Origin of the sequence: Achromobacter sp. HZ01, from assembly GCF_003267925.1 — a bacterium.
Classification (GTDB): domain Bacteria; phylum Pseudomonadota; class Gammaproteobacteria; order Burkholderiales; family Burkholderiaceae_B; genus Achromobacter; species Achromobacter pulmonis_A.
The window spans coordinates 118243-134968 of sequence record NZ_LWKV01000005.1; the positions used below are offsets into that span (position 1 = coordinate 118243).

The window sequence follows — 16726 nt, forward strand, 5'->3', positions numbered from 1 at the left end:
GTAGTTATACACGGAATGGGGGTACGTACGCGCCCCTCCGTAAAGGAGGGGGCGGCCGCGCGGTCGAAAAAAAAGCCCCATGGCGAACCATGGGGCAGGGGTTTTGCAACCCGGTTTGCGGCCGGACGGGTCGCCCCGCCGGCCGCCACTGCGCGCAAACGTCCGGCGTCAAGCCGTTTGCGCGCGAGTCCATGCGATCAGCGCGGCGGTGAGGTCGCGCAGGTCGGCTTTGAGGCGGGCATAGTTCTCGGACGGGCGCAGAGTGACCTCGTCCATGTAGAGCTTGCGGTTGATTTCGATCTGCAGGCTGTGGCGTCCTTCGTCGGGACGGCCGAAGGCGCGCACCAGCTCCACGCCCTTGTAGGGATCGTTCACGCTGACGTCGTAGCCGCGCTCGCGCAGCCAGGCCGCGACGAATTCGCGGAAGGCCGGGTCGCTGGTGCTGCCGTCGCGGTCGCCCAGCACGAAGTCCGGGTGCACCAGGCCGGGGCGGTCCGTGGCGAAGGCGCCAGCCACGCTGGGCATGGAGTGGCAGTTGATGTGCCAGACCTTGCCGAACCTGCGGTGGGCGTCGTCCAGCACGCGGGCCAGGGCCTCGTGGTAGGGCTTCCAGCAGGCGTCGATGCGGTGGCGGACTTCGGCGACCGTCAGCTTGCGGTCGTACAGCGGCGTGCCGTCGTCGAGCATGCGCCAGATCAGGCCCTTGCCCAGCTTGACCTTGGGCGAGGCGTTCAGCGCGTCGGGCCAGGGCTGGTCCAGCAGCAGTTCGTCGATCTCGTCGGGCGCGCGGTTGGCGTCGATGTAGGCGCGCGGGAAAGCGGCCGCGATCATGGGCACGCCCATGTCGATGGCGTCGCCCCACAGGTCGTCAACCCAGGTGTCCTCGGCGGTGCGCAGTGCGCCATAGTCCACCGCGGCGGCGAAATCGGGAGGGTAGGCGGTGCCGCTGTGCGGGGAGTCCAGCACGAGCGGGGCCGAGGAGTCCGAGTCCGGATATTGCTGCGGAAGGTCGAGCCGGTAAGACAGGGGTTGGGTGATTCGCATATGGGGGTGGTGCGTTCGTCTATCGGAGGCCTGCGCGCCCCGCGGCGGGGGCGGCAGGCCGAAGATCGATCAGTCGATCTTCACGTTGGCTTCTTTGGCGATGCGCTTGTTCTTGGCGATTTCCGCCGCGATCTGCGCACTGAATTCAGCCGGGGTGTTGGCCGCGGGCGCGGCGCCCAGCGCTTCCAGGCGCGACTTGACGTCGGCTTCGGCGCTGACCTTCTGGACCGCGGCGTTGAGCTTGGCCAGGACCGGCGCCGGCAGCTTGGCCGGGGCCACCAGGCCGAACCAGGAGGCGTCGTTCACGGCGGGCAGGCCGGCTTCGGCGAAGGTCGGCACGTCGGGCAGGGCGGCGACGCGCTTGGGCGCGGCCACGGCCATGGCGACCAGGCGGCCCGACTGCACGTGCGGCAGCGACGAGGGCAGGTTGTCATACATGACGTCGACCTGGCCGGCCAACGCGTCGTTCAGCGCCGGGCCCACGCCGCGGTACGGCACGTGCATCAGGTTGGTGCCCGAGGACATCTTGAACAGCTCGCCCATCATGTGCGAGACCGAGCCGTTGCCGGCCGACGCGTAGGTCAGCTTGCCCGGTTCGCTCTTGGCCAGCTTGATCAGGTCGGCGATGTTCTTGGCCGCAACCTTGGGGTTGACGGTCATGATGTTCGGCACGGCGGCCAGGTTCGAGATGGGCGTGAAGTCCTTCTCGCCGTCGAACGGCAGGTTCGGGTAGATGGCCGGGTTGATGCCGTGCGTGCTGACGGTGGCGATGCCCAGGACGTAGCCGTCGGGCGCGCTGCTGGCGACGAAGGCGCTGCCGATCGAACCGCCGGCGCCGCCGCGGTTTTCGACCACCACGGTCTGGCCCAGTTCCTTGCTCAGCTTGTCGGCGAACAGGCGGCCGACGATGTCGGTCGTGCCTCCGGGCGGGAACGGAACGATCAGGCGGATGGGCTTGGACGGATACGCGTCTTCTGCGTGCGCGATACCCGAGGCGAGCGGCGTGGCCAGGGTCGCGGCGGCGACGCACAGGCCCAGGACAACTTTACGGCGTTGCATGGATTCCCCTATTGAATGGAAAGCGGATGCGCAAAGGCAGACGCAAACGCAACGATTCTTTCCCGCCAGCCCCGTTTGCGCAAACGAAAGTTTCTCCGTAAGCTATGACTTTTTTTCATACCTCATTTTGGCGGCAGCCGGGGAAGCGAAAGCAATGCGGCGTTTCTGTCCCTCTTTGACCGACCTCCAGGCGTTCGAGGTGGCCGCGCGGCACAGCAGCTTCACGCGCGCGGCCCAGGAGCTGTGCGTCACGCAGGGCGCGGTCAGCAAGCAGGTCAAGCACCTGGAGGAATTCGTCGGGGTCGAACTATTCCTGCGGATCAGGCAAGGCCTGGTCCTGACCGAGGCCGGGCGCAGCTATCTGGCCAAGGTCCAGGCCGGCCTGGGCCAGATCGAGGCGGCCACCGTCGAACTGATCGCCCACCAGGGGCAGGGCGGCACGCTCAACCTGACCTGTATGCCGACCTTCGGCGCGCGCTGGCTGATCCCGCGCCTGACCGCCTTCATGCGCCTGCGGCCGGACATCCACGTGGAATTCCTGCCGCACCGCCAGGGCTACGATTTTTCCACGCCCGAGCTGGACGCCGCCGTGCGCTTCGGCGAAGGCCTGTGGCCGGGCAGTGGGGCCGACTACATCGTCGGCCGCGAAATCCTGCCGGTGTGCAGCCCGCGCCTGATCCCGGGCGGCTGTAGCTCGCCGGCTGACCTGCTGGCGTACCCGCTTCTGCATCACACCTCGGCGCTGGACGGCTGGCGCGACTGGTTCGAGCAGGCCGGCTGCGACACCCGCCGCAGCCTGGAGGGGGCGCGCTTCGACCAGTACGCGCTGTTGTCGCAGGCCGCGGCGGCCGGCTTCGGCGTGGCCCTGATCCCGCGCTGCCTGATCGAGGACGAACTGCGCGACGGCAAGCTGGCCGTGGCCATCCAGCTGCCCATCCGGGCGCGCATGGGCTACTACCTGTGCTATCCGGAACAGAAGGCCAATCTGCCCACGCTGCAGGCCTTCCGCACCTGGCTGATGGAGGTCTCGCGCGCCGCCGAGCCGCAGCCCGAGGACGCGGCCCAGTCCGATCTAAAATAGCGTCATCATGAGTCAAACACACACCAAGAAGGGCCGCGTCGTCGTCGGCATGTCCGGCGGAGTCGACTCTTCGGTCACCGCCTGGCTGCTCAAGCAGCAGGGCTACGAGGTCGTCGGCCTGTTCATGAAGAACTGGGAAGACGATGACGATTCCGAATACTGCTCCACGCGCCAGGACCTGCTGGACGCAGCCAGCGTCGCCGACCGGGTCGGCGTGGAATTCGAGTTCGTCAATTTCGCCGCCGAATACAAGGACCGCGTGTTCGCGGAGTTCCTGCGCGAATACTCCGCGGGCCGCACGCCCAATCCCGACGTGCTGTGCAACGCCGAGATCAAGTTCAAGGCGTTTCTCGACCACGCCATGGCGCTGGGCGCCGAGCGCATCGCCACCGGCCATTACGCGCGCGTGCGCGAAGTGCCGGCGCAGGGCGGGGGCACCGAATTCCAGCTGCTCAAGGCGCTGGACGGCTCCAAGGACCAGAGCTACTTCCTGCACCGCCTGAACCAGGCGCAGCTGTCGCGCACCCTGTTTCCGCTGGGCGAGATCCACAAGACCGAGGTGCGCCGCATCGCCCACGAGATCGGGCTGCACAACGCCGCCAAAAAGGATTCCACCGGCATCTGCTTCATTGGCGAGCGGCCGTTCCGGGAATTCCTGAACCGCTACCTGCCCACCGAACCCGGTCCCATCAAGACGCCGGAAGGGCAGACGGTGGGCCGCCACGAGGGCCTGTCGTTCTATACGCTGGGCCAGCGCAAGGGCCTGGGCGTGGGCGGCGTGAAAGGCCGCCAGCGCGAGGACGGCACCGCCGAGGCCTGGTACGTGGCGCGCAAGGATCTGGAGCGCAACGTGCTCTACGTGGTGCAGGGGCACGACCATCCCTGGCTGCTCTCGCAAGGGCTGCGGGCGCAGGACGCCAGCTGGATCGCCGGCCGTGCGCCGCAAGCGGGCGCCTACGGCGCCAAGACGCGCTACCGCCAGGCCGACGCGGCCTGCCGGCTGGACGCCGCGGCGCAGGATACTTTCGCGCTCGATTTCACCGAACCGCAATGGGCGGTGACGCCCGGGCAGTCCGCCGTGCTTTACGATGGCGAGGTTTGCCTGGGCGGCGGCATCATCGTGTAGGCGTCGCGCCGGAACGCCAGTTTCGAGGGCCCCTGGGGCTGAAGCTCCAGGGGCCTTGTTCATGATCAAGAAAAAGAGGAGACCGTTGTGGATGTAACGATGTTGATTTGCCTGCTGGCGCTCGGTGCGGTGGTGGGCTTTGCCGCGGGCCTGCTGGGCATCGGCGGCGGCATGCTGCTGGTGCCGTTCCTGACCATGCTGTTCACCTGGAAGGGCATGCCCGCCGACCTGGTGGTGCACGCGGCGATCGCCACGTCCATGACCTCCATCCTGTTCACGTCGATATCCAGCGTGCGCGCCCACCAGCAGCGCAAGACGATCAAATGGAACATCGTCTGGGCCATGGCGCCCGGCATCATCATCGGCGGCCTGCTGTCGGGCGGCGCCGTGTTCGCCGCGCTCAGCACCCTGTGGCTGTCGCTGTTCTTCGCGCTGTTCGTCGGTTACTCCGGCTGGAGCATGCTGCGCAATAAAAAGCCCAAGCCCAGCCGCCAGATGCCGGGCGTGGTCGGCACCAGCGCGGCCGGGGCCGGCATCGGCTTTCTGTCAGGCTTGGTGGGCGCGGGCGGCGGCTTCCTGTCGGTGCCGTTCATGGTCTGGTGCAACGTGGCCCTGCACAACGCCGTCTCGACCTCGGCCGCGCTCGGCTTCCCGATAGCGCTGGCCAACAGCGTGGGCTACGTCGTGTCCGGCCTGAACGAAGGCGCCTCGCGCCCCGGCATGCTGGGCTACATCTACTGGCCCGCGCTGCTGGCCCTGGTCTGCACCAGCGTGCTCACGGCCCCCCTGGGCGCGCGCATGGCGCACCGCCTGCCCGTCCAGACCCTGAAGCGCGTATTCGCCGCCCTGCTGTTCGCCTTGGCCGCCTACATGCTCTTCAAGGCCTGGCAGACCTTCAGCGCCTAGCGCAGAGAAGCGGCGGAGCACGCCGCACGGGCGCCGCCACGAAGACACGACGAGCGGGGCGGCGCGGATCCGGCTCCGCCGGTCCGCAGCCGCGCCCCCTTGGGGGGGAAGGCGCGGTAGCGCCTCGGGGGGGATTAGACCACCGGTACGGTGTCGATGAAGGATTGGCGCTGCGACAGCTTCTCGTACAGCCGGGCCAGGTTGGGCTGGCTCGTGCGCCAGTCGAGATCGGCGAAGCGCAGGTCCAGGTAGCCCAGCGCACAGCCGACGGCGATGTCGGCCAGGCTGTAATTGATGCCCATGCAGTGGGCGTTGTCGCCCAGGCTCTTGTTCATCGCGTCCAGGCTGGCGTGGATCTTGGAGTACTGGCGCTGGATCCACTCGGGGCTGCGCTGGGCCTCGGGACGCTGGTTTTCCTTGACGATGGTCACGCAGGCGTCGAGCAGGCCGTCGGCGATGGCTTCCCAGCACTTCACGGCGGCGCGGTCGCGTCCCGGCTGCGGGATCAGGCGGGCGACGGGAGACAGGGTGTCCAGGTATTCGACGATGACGCGCGAATCGAACAGGGCGCCGCCGTCTTCCATGACCAGGCAGGGAACCTTGCCCAGCGGATTGTACGTTTGGATCTGCGTGTCGGCGGACCAGACGTTTTCGAGTTCAAGCCGGTAGTCCAGCTTTTTCTCGGCCATGACGATACGCACTTTGCGCACGTAAGGACTGGTAAGCGAGCCGATCAGTTTCATGGAGTCACAAGCGGAGTCGGAAAGCGGCCGAAGTATAGCAGGCCGCATGACGGGGTTGCCGTCCGCGGGGCGGAATCTTCGCCAGTTTGCCACAATGTTGCAGGCTACCGGATGATAAAATCGGCCGATTCGCTCATTCCCTGTTTTTTTCCTCCCTCAGACCATGCAAATCGCCGACCAGCTCAGCCAACTCAACGCCCTTTCGCCACTGGATGGCCGCTACGCTACGCGGGGCGATGCGCTGCGCGGCCTGCTGTCGGAGGCGGGCTTCATGGCGCACCGCGTCGAAGTCGAGGTGGCCTGGCTGATCGCGCTGTCCGACGCCGGCCTGCCGGAACTGCCGGCCTTCTCGGAATCGGCGCGTGCGCGCCTGCAGCAACTGGTGCGCGATTTCTCCGAATCGGACGCCGCCCGGATCAAGGACATCGAACGCGTCACCAACCATGACGTCAAGGCGGTCGAATATTGGCTGAAGGAAAAAGTGGCCGACGACGCCGAACTGGCCCGCGCCGCCGAGTTCATCCATTTCGCCTGCACTTCCGAAGACATCAACAACACGTCGCATGCGCTGATGCTGACCCGCGCGCGCAACGAGGTGGTGGTGCCGCGCCTGCGCGAGCTGGCCGCCAAGCTGAACGAGATGGCCATCGCCCATGCCGACCAGCCCATGCTGTCGCGCACGCACGGCCAGCCCGCCAGCCCGACCACGCTGGGCAAGGAGTTCGCCAACGTGGCCGCGCGCCTGAACCGCGCCATCGCCGCCATCGAGGCGGTCGAGCCGCTGGCCAAGCTCAACGGCGCCACCGGCAACTACAACGCCCACCTGTCGGCCTACCCCGAGATCGACTGGCCCGCGTTCAGCCAGCGCGTGCTGGCCGGCCTGGGCCTGACCCAGAACCGCCACACCATCCAGATCGAACCGCACGACTGGATGGCGGCGCTGTTCGACGCCGTCACGCGCGCCAACATCATCGTGCTGGACTTGGACCGCGACATCTGGGGCTACGTGGCGCTGGGCTACTTCAAGCAGCGCCTGAAGGAAGGCGAGGTCGGCTCGTCCACCATGCCGCACAAGGTCAACCCGATCGACTTCGAGAACTCCGAAGGCAACCTGGGCCTGGCCAACGCCGTGCTGCGCCATCTCGCCGACAAGCTGCCGGTCTCGCGCTGGCAGCGCGACCTGACCGACTCCACCGTGCTGCGCAACCTGGGCGTGGGCCTGGGCTACTGCCTGGTGGCGTGGGACGCCTGCATGCGCGGCCTGGGCAAGCTCGAGGTCAACGCCGCCGCCATCGACGCCGACATCGACGCGTGCTGGGAAGTGCTGGCCGAGCCGGTGCAGACCGTGATGCGCCGCTATGGCCTGCCGCAGCCCTACGAGCAGCTCAAGGCCTTGACGCGGGGCAAGGGCATCACCGAGGAAGGTCTGCGAGAATTCATCCAGGGCCTGGAACTGCCTGCCGAACCCAAGGCCCGCCTGCTGGCGATGACGCCGCGCTCCTACATCGGGCTGGCCGCGGCCTTGGCCCGGGCGGTCTAATCGTCTTGCCGCGCGCCGGGGCGCGCGGCCTCTTGTTCGACCTCACCGGAGATAGCAATGAAGAAGTTGTCCACGCTCGTCGCAATGGCCTGTATCACGGTTGGGCCGTTGTTGGCGACGAACGCCTCCGCCCAGTTCGCCAAGCCCGAGGACGCGGTCAAGTACCGCCAGTCGGCCCTGACGCTGATGGCTTCGCACTTCGGCCGCATGGCGCCGGTGGTCAAGGGCCAGGCCCCCTATGACGCGGCCCAGATCAAGGCCAACGTCGAAGTGCTGAAGACGCTGTCGGCGCTGCCCTGGGCGGCGTTCGGTCCGGGCACCGAAGGCGGCGACGCGCTGCCGAAAATCTGGAGCGATGCCGCCGGCTTCAAGCAGAAGCAGCAGGCGTTCCAGGACAACATCGTCAAGCTGTCGGCGGCCGCCGATGCCGGCGACCTGGACAAGCTGCGCGCGGCGTTCGGCGACGTGGGCGCCAGCTGCAAGGCCTGCCACGATTCGTACCGCAAGAAGAAATAAGCCTTTGGCCGTCCTCGGACGGTCCGACGAAAAAAAGCCTGGCAATGCCAGGCTTTTTCGTTTTTTCGTTCGCGCGCGGATCAGGAAAAAGACATGTCCGCGGCCACCTCCAGCGAGCGTATCCACAGCACCAGGCCGGTCACGCAGGCGCCCAGCACCAGGGCGCGCAGCCAGACGGCGAAGCCGTCCTGCGCGGGTGGCGTGCCGGCGGGCACGTCCTTGGCGTCGACCTTGCCCGTGATGATGGCGCGCACCAGGCGCTTGCGGCGCACCACCGCGTACCAGGCCACGGCCAGCAGGTGCAGCGCCACCAGGGCGATGATGACCCACTCGTTGAGCTTGTGCCAGGACGTCATGGCGCCGGAGAGGCCTTCGCTGACGTGGCCGAACAGCGGCCCCTGCGTCATGATGTCGTCGGTGGCGAACAGGCCGCTGACGGCCTGGAAACCGATGACCAGCAGCAGCGCCATGACCGACAGCGCGCCCAGCGGATTGTGGCCGGCCGGCGCGGCGGCGCCCTTGAGGTAGCGGGCCACGGCCGCGGGGCCGCGCAGGAACTGCGAAAACCGGGCGTAGCGCGGGCCGAAGAAGCCCCACAGCAGGCGGAACAGGATCAGGCCCAGGGCGGTACAGCCGAAGCGGACGTGCCAGTCCATGTACAGCCCGCCCAGCTTGACGCTGACGAAGGCGCCGACGATACAGACGACGAGCGCCCAGTGGAACAGGCGGGTAGGGAGGTCCCAGATGTGGATCGCTTGGCGGTTGTTCTGCATGTCGGGATTGCAAAGACCTGATTGCCGGAAACTTTATCACGCGCCACCCGCCCGGCCGGGCGGGCAGGCAAGGCGCATGGGTTCAGCGGGCGGCGCGGCGCACCGGCTCGATGCGATGCACGTGCTCGTGGCGGAAGCGGATGCGCTGGCCCGGGGCCTTTTGCGCCGCCGCGCCGCAGGGCACGACTTCGGTCGTGTAGGTGGTCATGCCGTCGATCGGCGCGTTGAAAATGACTTCCGCGCGGATGGCGGGGCCGTCGACCGGTTGCAGGTAAACGATGTCGCCGATGTGGATCGGCATGTTGTCCAGCTTGGTGTGGGCGGGACGACGGATCAGGTCCGTGGTGGTGAAGTGAGTGTTCATGGTGTCTGTTCTCTTCTTGGTTTCTAGTTATGGGAAAAGCCGGCAGCTTCATGGCCCGTAGGCCAGTCATGACACTACCGCACAATTGCTGCAGGTTTCTTGCGCATTCTCATACGCGCGCCGGTTTGCGGCGTGCGTGCGCAAGCGTGTTCCGGCGCCAGGGCGCGCCTGGTTGCAGGAATGCTGCTGGATGTGCAGGTGCCCAAGGGGGCGAGCTACTGCCAGTCTTGCTCAGGCCGCACGCCGTTTGTTTTCAAATGAAGTGGCGTGGATGGCGAGAGCGCCGCCGCGTTGCCGGTTGTCTATGCTGGGGCCTATTTCAGGCTCCATACCGATGCCATGTTGGGTAAGCATCGCCCGACGTGGCACAGTCGTGTTCGTCGGGGGTATTTCAGGCCGCCGGTATTTCAAGCCGCCAAGACTATGTAGTGTTTATACTTCGCGTGTCTGGCGGCCAACAAAGAATAGTAATCGAAGTCGGCCGATTTTGCAAGCTTTTTGTGCAAGCGCTTCAATGCGCCGAGGAATGGGCCTGGCGCTGCGCCTCGATGATCAGCCCTTCCAGCCGCGGCGACATGCGCAGCGCCACCTGTGCGCCGACCTGGCCGTCCGGCCCGGTCGCGGTTTCCAGCGCCAGCCCGATGCTTTCGTTGTCGAAGGCCTCGGGAGCCGCCTTGATTTCCACGTAGCGCGCGAGCAGTGCGTCGACCGCCTTCTGCGCATCGGCCAGGGCCTCTTCGGACAGCTGCCCGTGGCCCAGGTATTGGTTGACCACGCGCGCGAGGTCGTCCATGAAAAACAGCAGCGCGGCCGCGCCGCGGCAGTCGGGATGGGCGAAGCCCCAGGCGTTTTGAGTCATATGGCAAGTCTGCGTTACGGACAGCCCGTCCGGGCCGAAAACGCCATTTTAGAGGAGCCCGGCTTGCGGCATACTGCGAGGCCTATGATCAGACTCGCACGACCTTCCGACCTGGCCGGCCTGGCCGCCATAGAACGTTCCGCCGGCCAGCGCTTTTTGGGCACCGCCATGGCCTGGGCCGCCGACGACGATCCGGTGCCGCTGGCCGAGCTGGAGCAGGCCTGCGCCGCCGGCCTGCTGTGGATCGCCGAAGGGCAGGACGGCCAGCCCGCCGGATTCGCGCTGACGCGGCCCATGGACCGCGATCTCTACCTGGCCGAAATGGCCGTGGCGCTGCCCAGCCAGGGCCGCGGGCTGGGCAGGGCGCTGCTGCAGGCGGTGCGCGCCCATGCGTGCGCCGCCGGCTACCGCTCGGTGCTGCTGACCACCGACCGCGAGCTGTCCTGGAACGCGCCCTTCTATCGCCGCAACGGTTTTTCCGAGCTGGCGCCCGGGCAATTGCCCGCGCCGCTCGCGGCGCGCCTGCGGCTGGAAGCGCAGGCCGGCTTCGATCCGGCGCGGCGCTGCGCGATGGCCTGCCCGGCGGCGGCATGATGCTTGCGGGCCGCCCTGTGTCAACACGCTTCGATGGCAACAAAATCCGCCTGCCGGCGGCGCTGGCCCGGCGCTTCGGGATAATCTGGCGGGGAGCGGCGGTCCTGTGGCCGGGCCGCTCCGCCACCGCACAACCGCATGCAAGGAGGATGCGCATGGCATGGCTGCGAGCTTGCCTGCTGGGACTGGCGACGGCATCGCTGCTGCCGCTCGCGGCCTGCGTCAACAAAGAGCCGCAGGAACGCGCGGCGTTCATCCAACTGCTGCAATCCCGCATCGACAGCGCCGCGCTGCTGCCGCTGCCCGTGCTCAGCGAACCGGAGCAGGAGGCGGTGGGCGACTACGCCGACGCCTATGAGGTGATGGGCGAATTCCAGCAGGCCATGGCCCGCGCCGCCGCGCCCATGCGCGACGTGCTGGCGCTGGAAACCCTGCGCTCGGTGGGCGAGATCGTCGAGCGCAGGCCGCGCTTCGAGGCCGCGCGCAAGACGCTGGCCGAGCAGGCCGCCAAGCTGGGGCAGGCGCGGGCCGAGGCCGACAAGGCGCGCGCGGCCCTGGCGCTGCCGCCCGATCTCGCGCCCATCTACGACGGCGTCTACGACGAAGCGGTCAGCGCCCCGGCCGCCGAGCTGATCGAGGCGGCGTCGAAGATGGACGCGGTCGCGCGCGACGCGCTGGGCGTGGCCGACTTCGTGGCCGCGCACGAGGACGAATTCCAGTTCGTGGACGGCCAGACCCTGGTCACGGCGCCGACCCTGCAGCAGGAACTGAACCTGCGCCTGCAGGGACTGAACGCGCAGTCCGAGGGCCTGGAGCGGGCCCGCGCCACCCTGGCGCAGGCGGCGGGCCTGGCGCGCGGAGAGCGCTGAAACAGGCGCTTTGTACAATGCGGGTCTCGCGGCGCTTGCCGTGCCTGGGACGGAACATGAGTCAATCTTCCAGCGTGCACTACCGAACCTTCCTGCTCCTGCTGGTAGCGGTTTCCATCGCGTTCGGGTGGTTGTTGTGGCCTTTCTACGGGGCCGTTTTCTGGGGCACCATCCTCGCCATCATTTTTGCTCCCCTGCAGCGCCGCCTGGTGCCGCGCATCGGAGGCCGGCGCAACCTCGCCGCGCTGATCACGCTGTTGCTGGTGCTGCTGCTGGTGATCCTGCCGCTGGTCGTCATCAGCGGATCGCTGGTGCGCGAAGGCGCGAATCTCTATCAAAGCATCAAGTCCGGGCAGATCAATTTCGGCGCCTACTTCCAGCAGGCCATGGCGGCGCTGCCACCGTCGGTGCACGATTTGCTGGCCCGCTTCGACCTGGCCGACATTCCGAGCCTGCAGGAAAAACTGAGCGCCGGCGCGATGCAGGCCAGCCAGTTCCTGGCCACGCAGGCGCTGAGCATCGGACAGGACACGTTCCAGTTCGTGATCAGCTTCGGCATCATGCTGTACCTGCTGTTCTTCCTGCTGCGCGACGGCCCGCAGCTCTCGGCGCGGCTCAAGCGCGCCATGCCGCTGAGCGACGTGCACAAGCAGCACCTGTTCCGCAAGTTCACCACCGTCGTGCGCGCCACCGTCAAGGGCAATGTCGCGGTCGCCGCGGTTCAGGGGGCGCTGGGCGGCATCATCTTCTCGATCCTGTCGATCCAGGGCGCGCTGCTCTGGGGCGTCATCATGGGATTTCTGTCGCTGCTGCCGGCGGTGGGCGCCGGCCTGATCTGGGCGCCGGTGGCGCTGTACTTCCTGCTGACCGGCGCCACGCTCAAGGGCGTCGCGCTGATCCTGTTCGGCGTGCTGGTCATCGGCATGGTGGACAACGTGCTGCGTCCCATCCTGGTGGGCAAGGACACCAAGATGCCGGACTACGTGGTGCTGATCTCCACGCTGGGCGGCATGGCCTTGTTCGGCTTGAACGGCTTCGTGATCGGCCCGCTGATCGCGGCCCTGTTCATGGCCAGCTGGGACCTGTTCGCGCCCTTGCCCGAGAGCGCGCCCGGCATCGCCGACCAACGCCCGCCCGCCAGGAAATAGGCGCGCGGTGTATGGTGTAGTGGCGCCCGGCCTCCAGGGGGCCGGGCATTTCGTGTGGACTTCGCCTATCAGGAGCGTGTTGCATATGGAATGGAAACTGCATCGGTCCGGCTGGATCGAAGAGCGCAACTTCGATATTGAATTCGCCGAGGTGCCGGAGGGCTTTCGCACCCGCGTGCGCGTCTTCGGCTTTCCCACGCTGGAAGACACCAAGCACGTGTTTCCCAACGAGGCGCTGGCGGAAAAGGGCGCCTTGACCCTGCTCAAGAGCCAGTTCGCCGGCACACCCGACCTGGAAGAGCCGTAGCGCCGGGCGGTTGCCTCCCGTGGTCCGGCGAGCGCTTTCGGGGTAAATTGGGGACACGAAAGTTTTAGCCACACTATCGCCGCGTATTTTGTTGCGAATTGTGTGGCAGCTGGCGGACCCCGCGGGAGGCGCATGAGTGCAATGGTGTCGGTGCAATCGCAGCAGCGCAAGCCGCGCCGCTACTCCATGCGGACCGGCCTGCTGGCGCTGGTCGTGGCCTGTATTTCGCCGGCGCTGATCGTGGCGTCGATCGCCGTCTACGAAAGCTACGTCATCCAGAAAGAACGGATTTTCCGCGACACCATATTCCTGGCGCGCAATCTCACCGCCATTCTCGACCGTGAATTGACCGGCGTCGAAGCCGGGCTGCGCATGCTGGCGTCGTCCCCCGACGCGGTGGCGGGCAATCTGCAGGGCCTCTACGAGCGCGCCCGCGAAGCGGTGGGCTTCCATATCGCCGAACACTACGTGCTGTCGGACCGCGACGGCCGCCAGCTCATCAACACCCTGGTGCCTTACGGCGAAGCGCTGCCCACGTCCAGTACCTCCCCGGAACTGGCGCGCGTGTTCCAGACCGGCGCGCCGGTGCTCACGGGGCTGTTCACCGGCGGCGTCAGCCGCGCTCCGTCCATCGCGCTGGGCGCGCCGGTGATGCGCGGCGGGCAGGTGGTCTACACCCTGAGCGCGGGCATTCCACCCGAGCGCATCGGCCAGGTGCTGAGCCGGCGCGCCTTGCCGGACGGCTGGATCGCGGTGGTGCTGGACGGCTCGGGCACCATCGTCGCGCGCACGCGCGACTCGGCCAGGCTCGTCGGCCAGAAGGCCGTGCCCACGCTGACCCGCGCCGCCCTGCAGGAAAGCGAGGGCTCGCTGGAAACGGTCACGAGAGAGGGCGTGCCCGTCTATACGGCCTTCAGCCGCTCGTCGCTGTCGGGCTGGACCGTCGCCGCCGGCGCGCCCATGTCCCTGGTCACGACCGACCTGTACCGTTCCATCGCCTGGATCGCCCTGGGCACCCTGGCCGCCTTCGGCCTGGGCCTGTGGCTGGCGTTGCGGCTGGCCAACCGGCTGACCTCTTCGGTGCAGGGCCTGGTCGCGCCGGCGCTGGCGCTGGGCACCGGCCGCGCGGTGGAGCTGCCGGGCACGCGCGTCAAGGAAGTGGCGGAGGTGGGCGGCGCCATGCTGCAGGCCTCGCGCATGCTGGCGCACGCGCAGCGCCTGGCGCACTACGATCCGCTGACCGGCCTGTGCAACCGGGTCCTGTTCAGCGAACTGGTGCAGCGCGAACTGGCGGTGGCGCAGCGCAGCGGCGACTCCTTCGCCATCCTGGCGATCGACCTGGACGGCTTCAAGGCCGTCAACGACATGCACGGCCACGCCGCTGGCGACGAGGTCCTGCGGGGCGTGGCCGAGCGCATGGTCGAGGCGGTGCGGGTCTCGGACGTGGCGGCCCGCCTTGGCGGCGACGAATTCGCGGTGCTGCTGCTCGGGGTCACCGGGGACAACGCGCGGCTGGTCGCCGAAGCGCTGGTCGAGCGCCTGTCGCAGCCTTACCCGGACATCCAGCCGACTGTGTCGGCCAGCGTGGGCGTGGCCATGTTCCCGCAGTCCGGCATGGAGCTGCAGCAGCTCATGGAGCGCGCCGACGTGGCGCTCTACAAGGCCAAGGGGCTGGGCAAGCGGCGGGTGGTGCTGGATGGCTGACGCCACCCGGGCGTGGCGCGCCCGGGGTTTTCGCTACACTGCGCGGTTCGACGCCGCGCGCGACGCGGCGCACCATCGGAAGCGGAAATGCAATTCACCATCGGCCGGAACATGGCCACGACTTCGGGTTTGCTGGCGGTGCTGCTGTGGGGCACGGTCGTCGGCCTGATCCGCAGCGTCAGCGAAAACTTCGGCCCCGTCGGCGGGGCGGCGCTGATCTATACGGCGGGCTCCATTTTCCTGGTGCTTTTGCTGGGCTTTCCCAGGCTGCGCGCTTTCCCCCGTTCCTATCTCATCGTCGGCAGCCTGCTCTTCGTCGCCTACGAGATCTGCCTTTCGCTCTCGCTGGGCTACGCCGCCGACCGCGCGCAGGCGATCGAACTGGGCATCGTCAACTACCTGTGGCCCTGCTTCACGGTGGTGCTGGCCATGCTCATCAACGGCCAGCGCGCCAGCGCCTGGGTGGCGCCCGGCATCCTGCTGTCGCTGGGCGGCATTGTCTGGGTCGTCGGCGGCTCGGGCGGGCTGTCCTGGGAACGCACCGTGGCCAACGTCTCCAGCAATCCCCTGAGCTACGGGCTGGCGTTCAGCGGCGCCGTCATCTGGGCCTTGTATTGCAACGTGACGCGCCGCTACGCCGACGGCAAGAACGGCGTCGCGCTGTTTTTCATGCTGACCGCGGCGGCCCTGTGGACCAAATACCTGCTGGGCGCGGAGCCCGCGCTGGCGTTCACCTGGCCCGCCACGCTGGAGCTTTGCGTGACCGGCGGGGCCATGGCGGCCGGCTACGCGCTGTGGAACGTGGGCATACTCAAGGGCAACCTGACCTTGCTCGCCACCGCCTCGTATTTCACGCCGGTGTTCTCCACCTTTTTCGCCGCCGTGTGGCTGTCGACGCGCCTGGGCGCGCCGTTCTGGCAAGGGGTGGCCATGGTCACCGCCGGGTCGCTGATCTGCTGGGCGGCGACGCGCAACAGGCCGGCCCGGGGCGTGTAGCCCCAGGCCGGGCCGTCATGTCAAAGAAGAATCGCTCGGTCAGAGCACGGATTGCGCGACCGCGTATCCCAGCGGGATCAGCAGCAGCGAAGCGAACAGGGAACTGACGATCGCCGCCGATATTTTCAGCAAGGGCTCGGGCCCTGCGGTTTGAATCGTTTGAATCACCAACGCGACGATACCCATAACCATCAAACAGCTGATAACCACTGCTACGTGAGTCATGTTGTCTCCGTCCTCGCCTGATTAAAGGGATTCGGCGCCGCTGAGCGGTCTAGATGTTTGTATTGATTGTGCGCCTGTATTCGGGCGGCGGGCCCTAGGGTTTTCCTGACGGCGCGCGCGGTTTGTGGCGTATTAGCCGCGCACCCTGCAGCATGAAATCCATGTGCGCATGCAGCATTTCGGGACGGCCTTCAAAGCGGCGATGCGCCGCCGGTTTGCGCTACGATGGCGGCATCGAGTCCCATCAAGAGGCCGCCACATGCCGCAGAAATTGCGTCCGGGCACGCGCGCCACATTGCAGGTCAGGCAGCTGATGCCGGGCGAATTCGCCTGGATCATCACCTTGTTCGACCCGGAAAGCGGCAATGTGCGCAGCACCAATTATTCCGAAAAGCGCTACGGCAGCCAGGATGAGGCGTCGGCCGCGGGCAAGGCCGCGGTGGTGGAATTCCTGGGCAGCGATCCGCAAAGCCCCGAGCCGGGCAAGGACGGCCGCTCCAGGTTCTGAACCGGCCCGCCTCATTCTTCTTCTTTTCCAAGCCCTCGCCAGAGGGCTTTTTGCTGCCCGCGCGGGCACGCGGATTGCTGGAGGGCGCGTGCGCATCCTGCGCCGATCGAGGAGATTCCGCCATGTCCCAGTCCATGCATAGAGAACCCGGCCAGCCCGACGATCTGCCGCCGGACGATCCCACGATACCCGGCAGCCTGCCGCCCGATGGCTCCGTGCCGCCGCCCGACGACCCCGGCGAGGAAGTCCCGCCGGACCCGCGCCGGCCCGACCCCAGCGACCCGCGCACGATAGACCTGGCCTGAGCGCCGCATCCCGCGCTATGCGCAATCCAAGCAAGGAGGCTTACTCATGCGATCGATCC

20 protein-coding genes are annotated in these 16726 nt (G+C 67.4%); 13 read left to right on the forward strand and 7 right to left on the reverse strand.

What is annotated here, in order from left to right:
* Window positions 1-168: 168 nt before the first annotated feature.
* Both A6B37_RS23255 and A6B37_RS23260 read right to left on the reverse strand, forming a co-directional pair.
* Entirely contained in the window at window positions 169-1044 is an 876-nt protein-coding gene (locus A6B37_RS23255; RefSeq protein ID WP_102774724.1) for an N-formylglutamate amidohydrolase, read from the reverse strand.
* Window positions 1045-1113: 69 nt separating this feature from the next.
* Entirely contained in the window at window positions 1114-2103 is a 990-nt protein-coding gene (locus A6B37_RS23260) for a tripartite tricarboxylate transporter substrate binding protein (protein ID WP_102774723.1), read from the reverse strand.
* A 154-nt stretch (window positions 2104-2257) separates the two neighbouring features.
* Between A6B37_RS23260 and gcvA the strand changes: the two genes are divergently transcribed.
* The 3 genes from gcvA to A6B37_RS23275 all read left to right on the forward strand — a co-directional run bounded on the left by gcvA (window position 2258) and on the right by A6B37_RS23275 (window position 5216).
* Window positions 2258-3184, forward strand: a complete 927-nt coding sequence (gene gcvA, locus A6B37_RS23265; protein ID WP_102774722.1) for a transcriptional regulator GcvA — start codon at window positions 2258-2260, stop codon at window positions 3182-3184.
* 7 nt (window positions 3185-3191) lie between these two features.
* Window positions 3192-4310 carry a tRNA 2-thiouridine(34) synthase MnmA gene (gene mnmA / locus A6B37_RS23270; RefSeq protein WP_102774721.1) on the forward strand — a complete coding sequence of 373 codons (1119 nt, stop codon included), beginning with the start codon at window positions 3192-3194 and terminating at the stop codon, window positions 4308-4310.
* Window positions 4311-4397: 87 nt separating this feature from the next.
* Window positions 4398-5216: a sulfite exporter TauE/SafE family protein gene (locus tag A6B37_RS23275; protein ID WP_102774720.1), complete on the forward strand. Its 819-nt coding sequence runs from the start codon at window positions 4398-4400 to the stop codon at window positions 5214-5216.
* Between the two features lie 134 nt (window positions 5217-5350).
* On the opposite strand, the gene A6B37_RS23280 is transcribed toward A6B37_RS23275, so the two are convergent.
* Entirely contained in the window at window positions 5351-5959 is a 609-nt protein-coding gene (locus A6B37_RS23280; RefSeq protein WP_102774719.1) for a glutathione S-transferase, read from the reverse strand.
* 163 nt (window positions 5960-6122) lie between these two features.
* On the opposite strand from A6B37_RS23280, the gene purB reads away from it, so the two are divergent.
* Window positions 6123-7499 carry an adenylosuccinate lyase gene (gene purB / locus A6B37_RS23285; protein WP_102774718.1) on the forward strand — a complete coding sequence of 459 codons (1377 nt, stop codon included), beginning with the start codon at window positions 6123-6125 and terminating at the stop codon, window positions 7497-7499.
* Between the two features lie 57 nt (window positions 7500-7556).
* A complete protein-coding gene (locus tag A6B37_RS23290) occupies window positions 7557-8015 on the forward strand; it encodes a cytochrome c (RefSeq protein ID WP_111827031.1) in 459 nt (152 codons plus the stop codon).
* 80 nt (window positions 8016-8095) lie between these two features.
* Here the strand turns inward: A6B37_RS23290 and A6B37_RS23295 are convergent, their stop codons facing one another.
* From A6B37_RS23295 to A6B37_RS23305, 3 genes are all read right to left on the reverse strand, one after another.
* Complete coding sequence (locus A6B37_RS23295) at window positions 8096-8788, reverse strand: cytochrome b/b6 domain-containing protein (protein ID WP_102774716.1); 693 nt, start codon at window positions 8786-8788, stop codon at window positions 8096-8098.
* A gap of 82 nt (window positions 8789-8870) precedes the next feature.
* The gene (locus A6B37_RS23300; protein WP_102774715.1) at window positions 8871-9152 is read right to left on the reverse strand and encodes a hypothetical protein; all 282 of its coding nucleotides are present in this window, start codon (window positions 9150-9152) and stop codon (window positions 8871-8873) included.
* A 511-nt stretch (window positions 9153-9663) separates the two neighbouring features.
* Window positions 9664-10011, reverse strand: a complete 348-nt coding sequence (locus A6B37_RS23305; protein WP_111827032.1) for a hypothetical protein — start codon at window positions 10009-10011, stop codon at window positions 9664-9666.
* Window positions 10012-10095: 84 nt separating this feature from the next.
* On the opposite strand from A6B37_RS23305, the gene A6B37_RS23310 reads away from it, so the two are divergent.
* The 6 genes from A6B37_RS23310 to yddG all read left to right on the forward strand — a co-directional run bounded on the left by A6B37_RS23310 (window position 10096) and on the right by yddG (window position 15629).
* On the forward strand, window positions 10096-10605 hold the full coding sequence (locus A6B37_RS23310) for a GNAT family N-acetyltransferase (RefSeq protein WP_111827033.1): 510 nt from the start codon (window positions 10096-10098) through the stop codon (window positions 10603-10605).
* A 155-nt stretch (window positions 10606-10760) separates the two neighbouring features.
* Window positions 10761-11474, forward strand: a complete 714-nt coding sequence (locus tag A6B37_RS23315) for a DUF3053 family protein (protein WP_102774945.1) — start codon at window positions 10761-10763, stop codon at window positions 11472-11474.
* Between the two features lie 56 nt (window positions 11475-11530).
* Entirely contained in the window at window positions 11531-12622 is a 1092-nt protein-coding gene (locus tag A6B37_RS23320) for an AI-2E family transporter (RefSeq protein WP_111827034.1), read from the forward strand.
* A gap of 85 nt (window positions 12623-12707) precedes the next feature.
* The gene (locus tag A6B37_RS23325) at window positions 12708-12929 is read left to right on the forward strand and encodes a hypothetical protein (protein ID WP_102774711.1); all 222 of its coding nucleotides are present in this window, start codon (window positions 12708-12710) and stop codon (window positions 12927-12929) included.
* A 141-nt stretch (window positions 12930-13070) separates the two neighbouring features.
* Window positions 13071-14633, forward strand: coding sequence for a sensor domain-containing diguanylate cyclase (locus A6B37_RS23330; RefSeq protein WP_246842555.1), 1563 nt, complete (start codon window positions 13071-13073; stop codon window positions 14631-14633).
* 87 nt (window positions 14634-14720) lie between these two features.
* On the forward strand, window positions 14721-15629 hold the full coding sequence (yddG, locus tag A6B37_RS23335; protein ID WP_111827035.1) for an aromatic amino acid DMT transporter YddG: 909 nt from the start codon (window positions 14721-14723) through the stop codon (window positions 15627-15629).
* A gap of 39 nt (window positions 15630-15668) precedes the next feature.
* On the opposite strand, the gene A6B37_RS23340 is transcribed toward yddG, so the two are convergent.
* The gene (locus tag A6B37_RS23340) at window positions 15669-15854 is read right to left on the reverse strand and encodes a hypothetical protein (protein WP_102774709.1); all 186 of its coding nucleotides are present in this window, start codon (window positions 15852-15854) and stop codon (window positions 15669-15671) included.
* A 259-nt stretch (window positions 15855-16113) separates the two neighbouring features.
* Between A6B37_RS23340 and A6B37_RS23345 the strand changes: the two genes are divergently transcribed.
* Both A6B37_RS23345 and A6B37_RS23350 read left to right on the forward strand, forming a co-directional pair.
* On the forward strand, window positions 16114-16362 hold the full coding sequence (locus tag A6B37_RS23345) for a hypothetical protein (RefSeq protein WP_111827036.1): 249 nt from the start codon (window positions 16114-16116) through the stop codon (window positions 16360-16362).
* Between the two features lie 122 nt (window positions 16363-16484).
* Window positions 16485-16667 (forward strand): hypothetical protein, encoded by a 183-nt coding sequence (locus A6B37_RS23350; protein ID WP_102774707.1) that lies wholly within the window; start codon window positions 16485-16487, stop codon window positions 16665-16667.
* The last annotated feature ends 59 nt before the right edge of the window (window positions 16668-16726 follow it).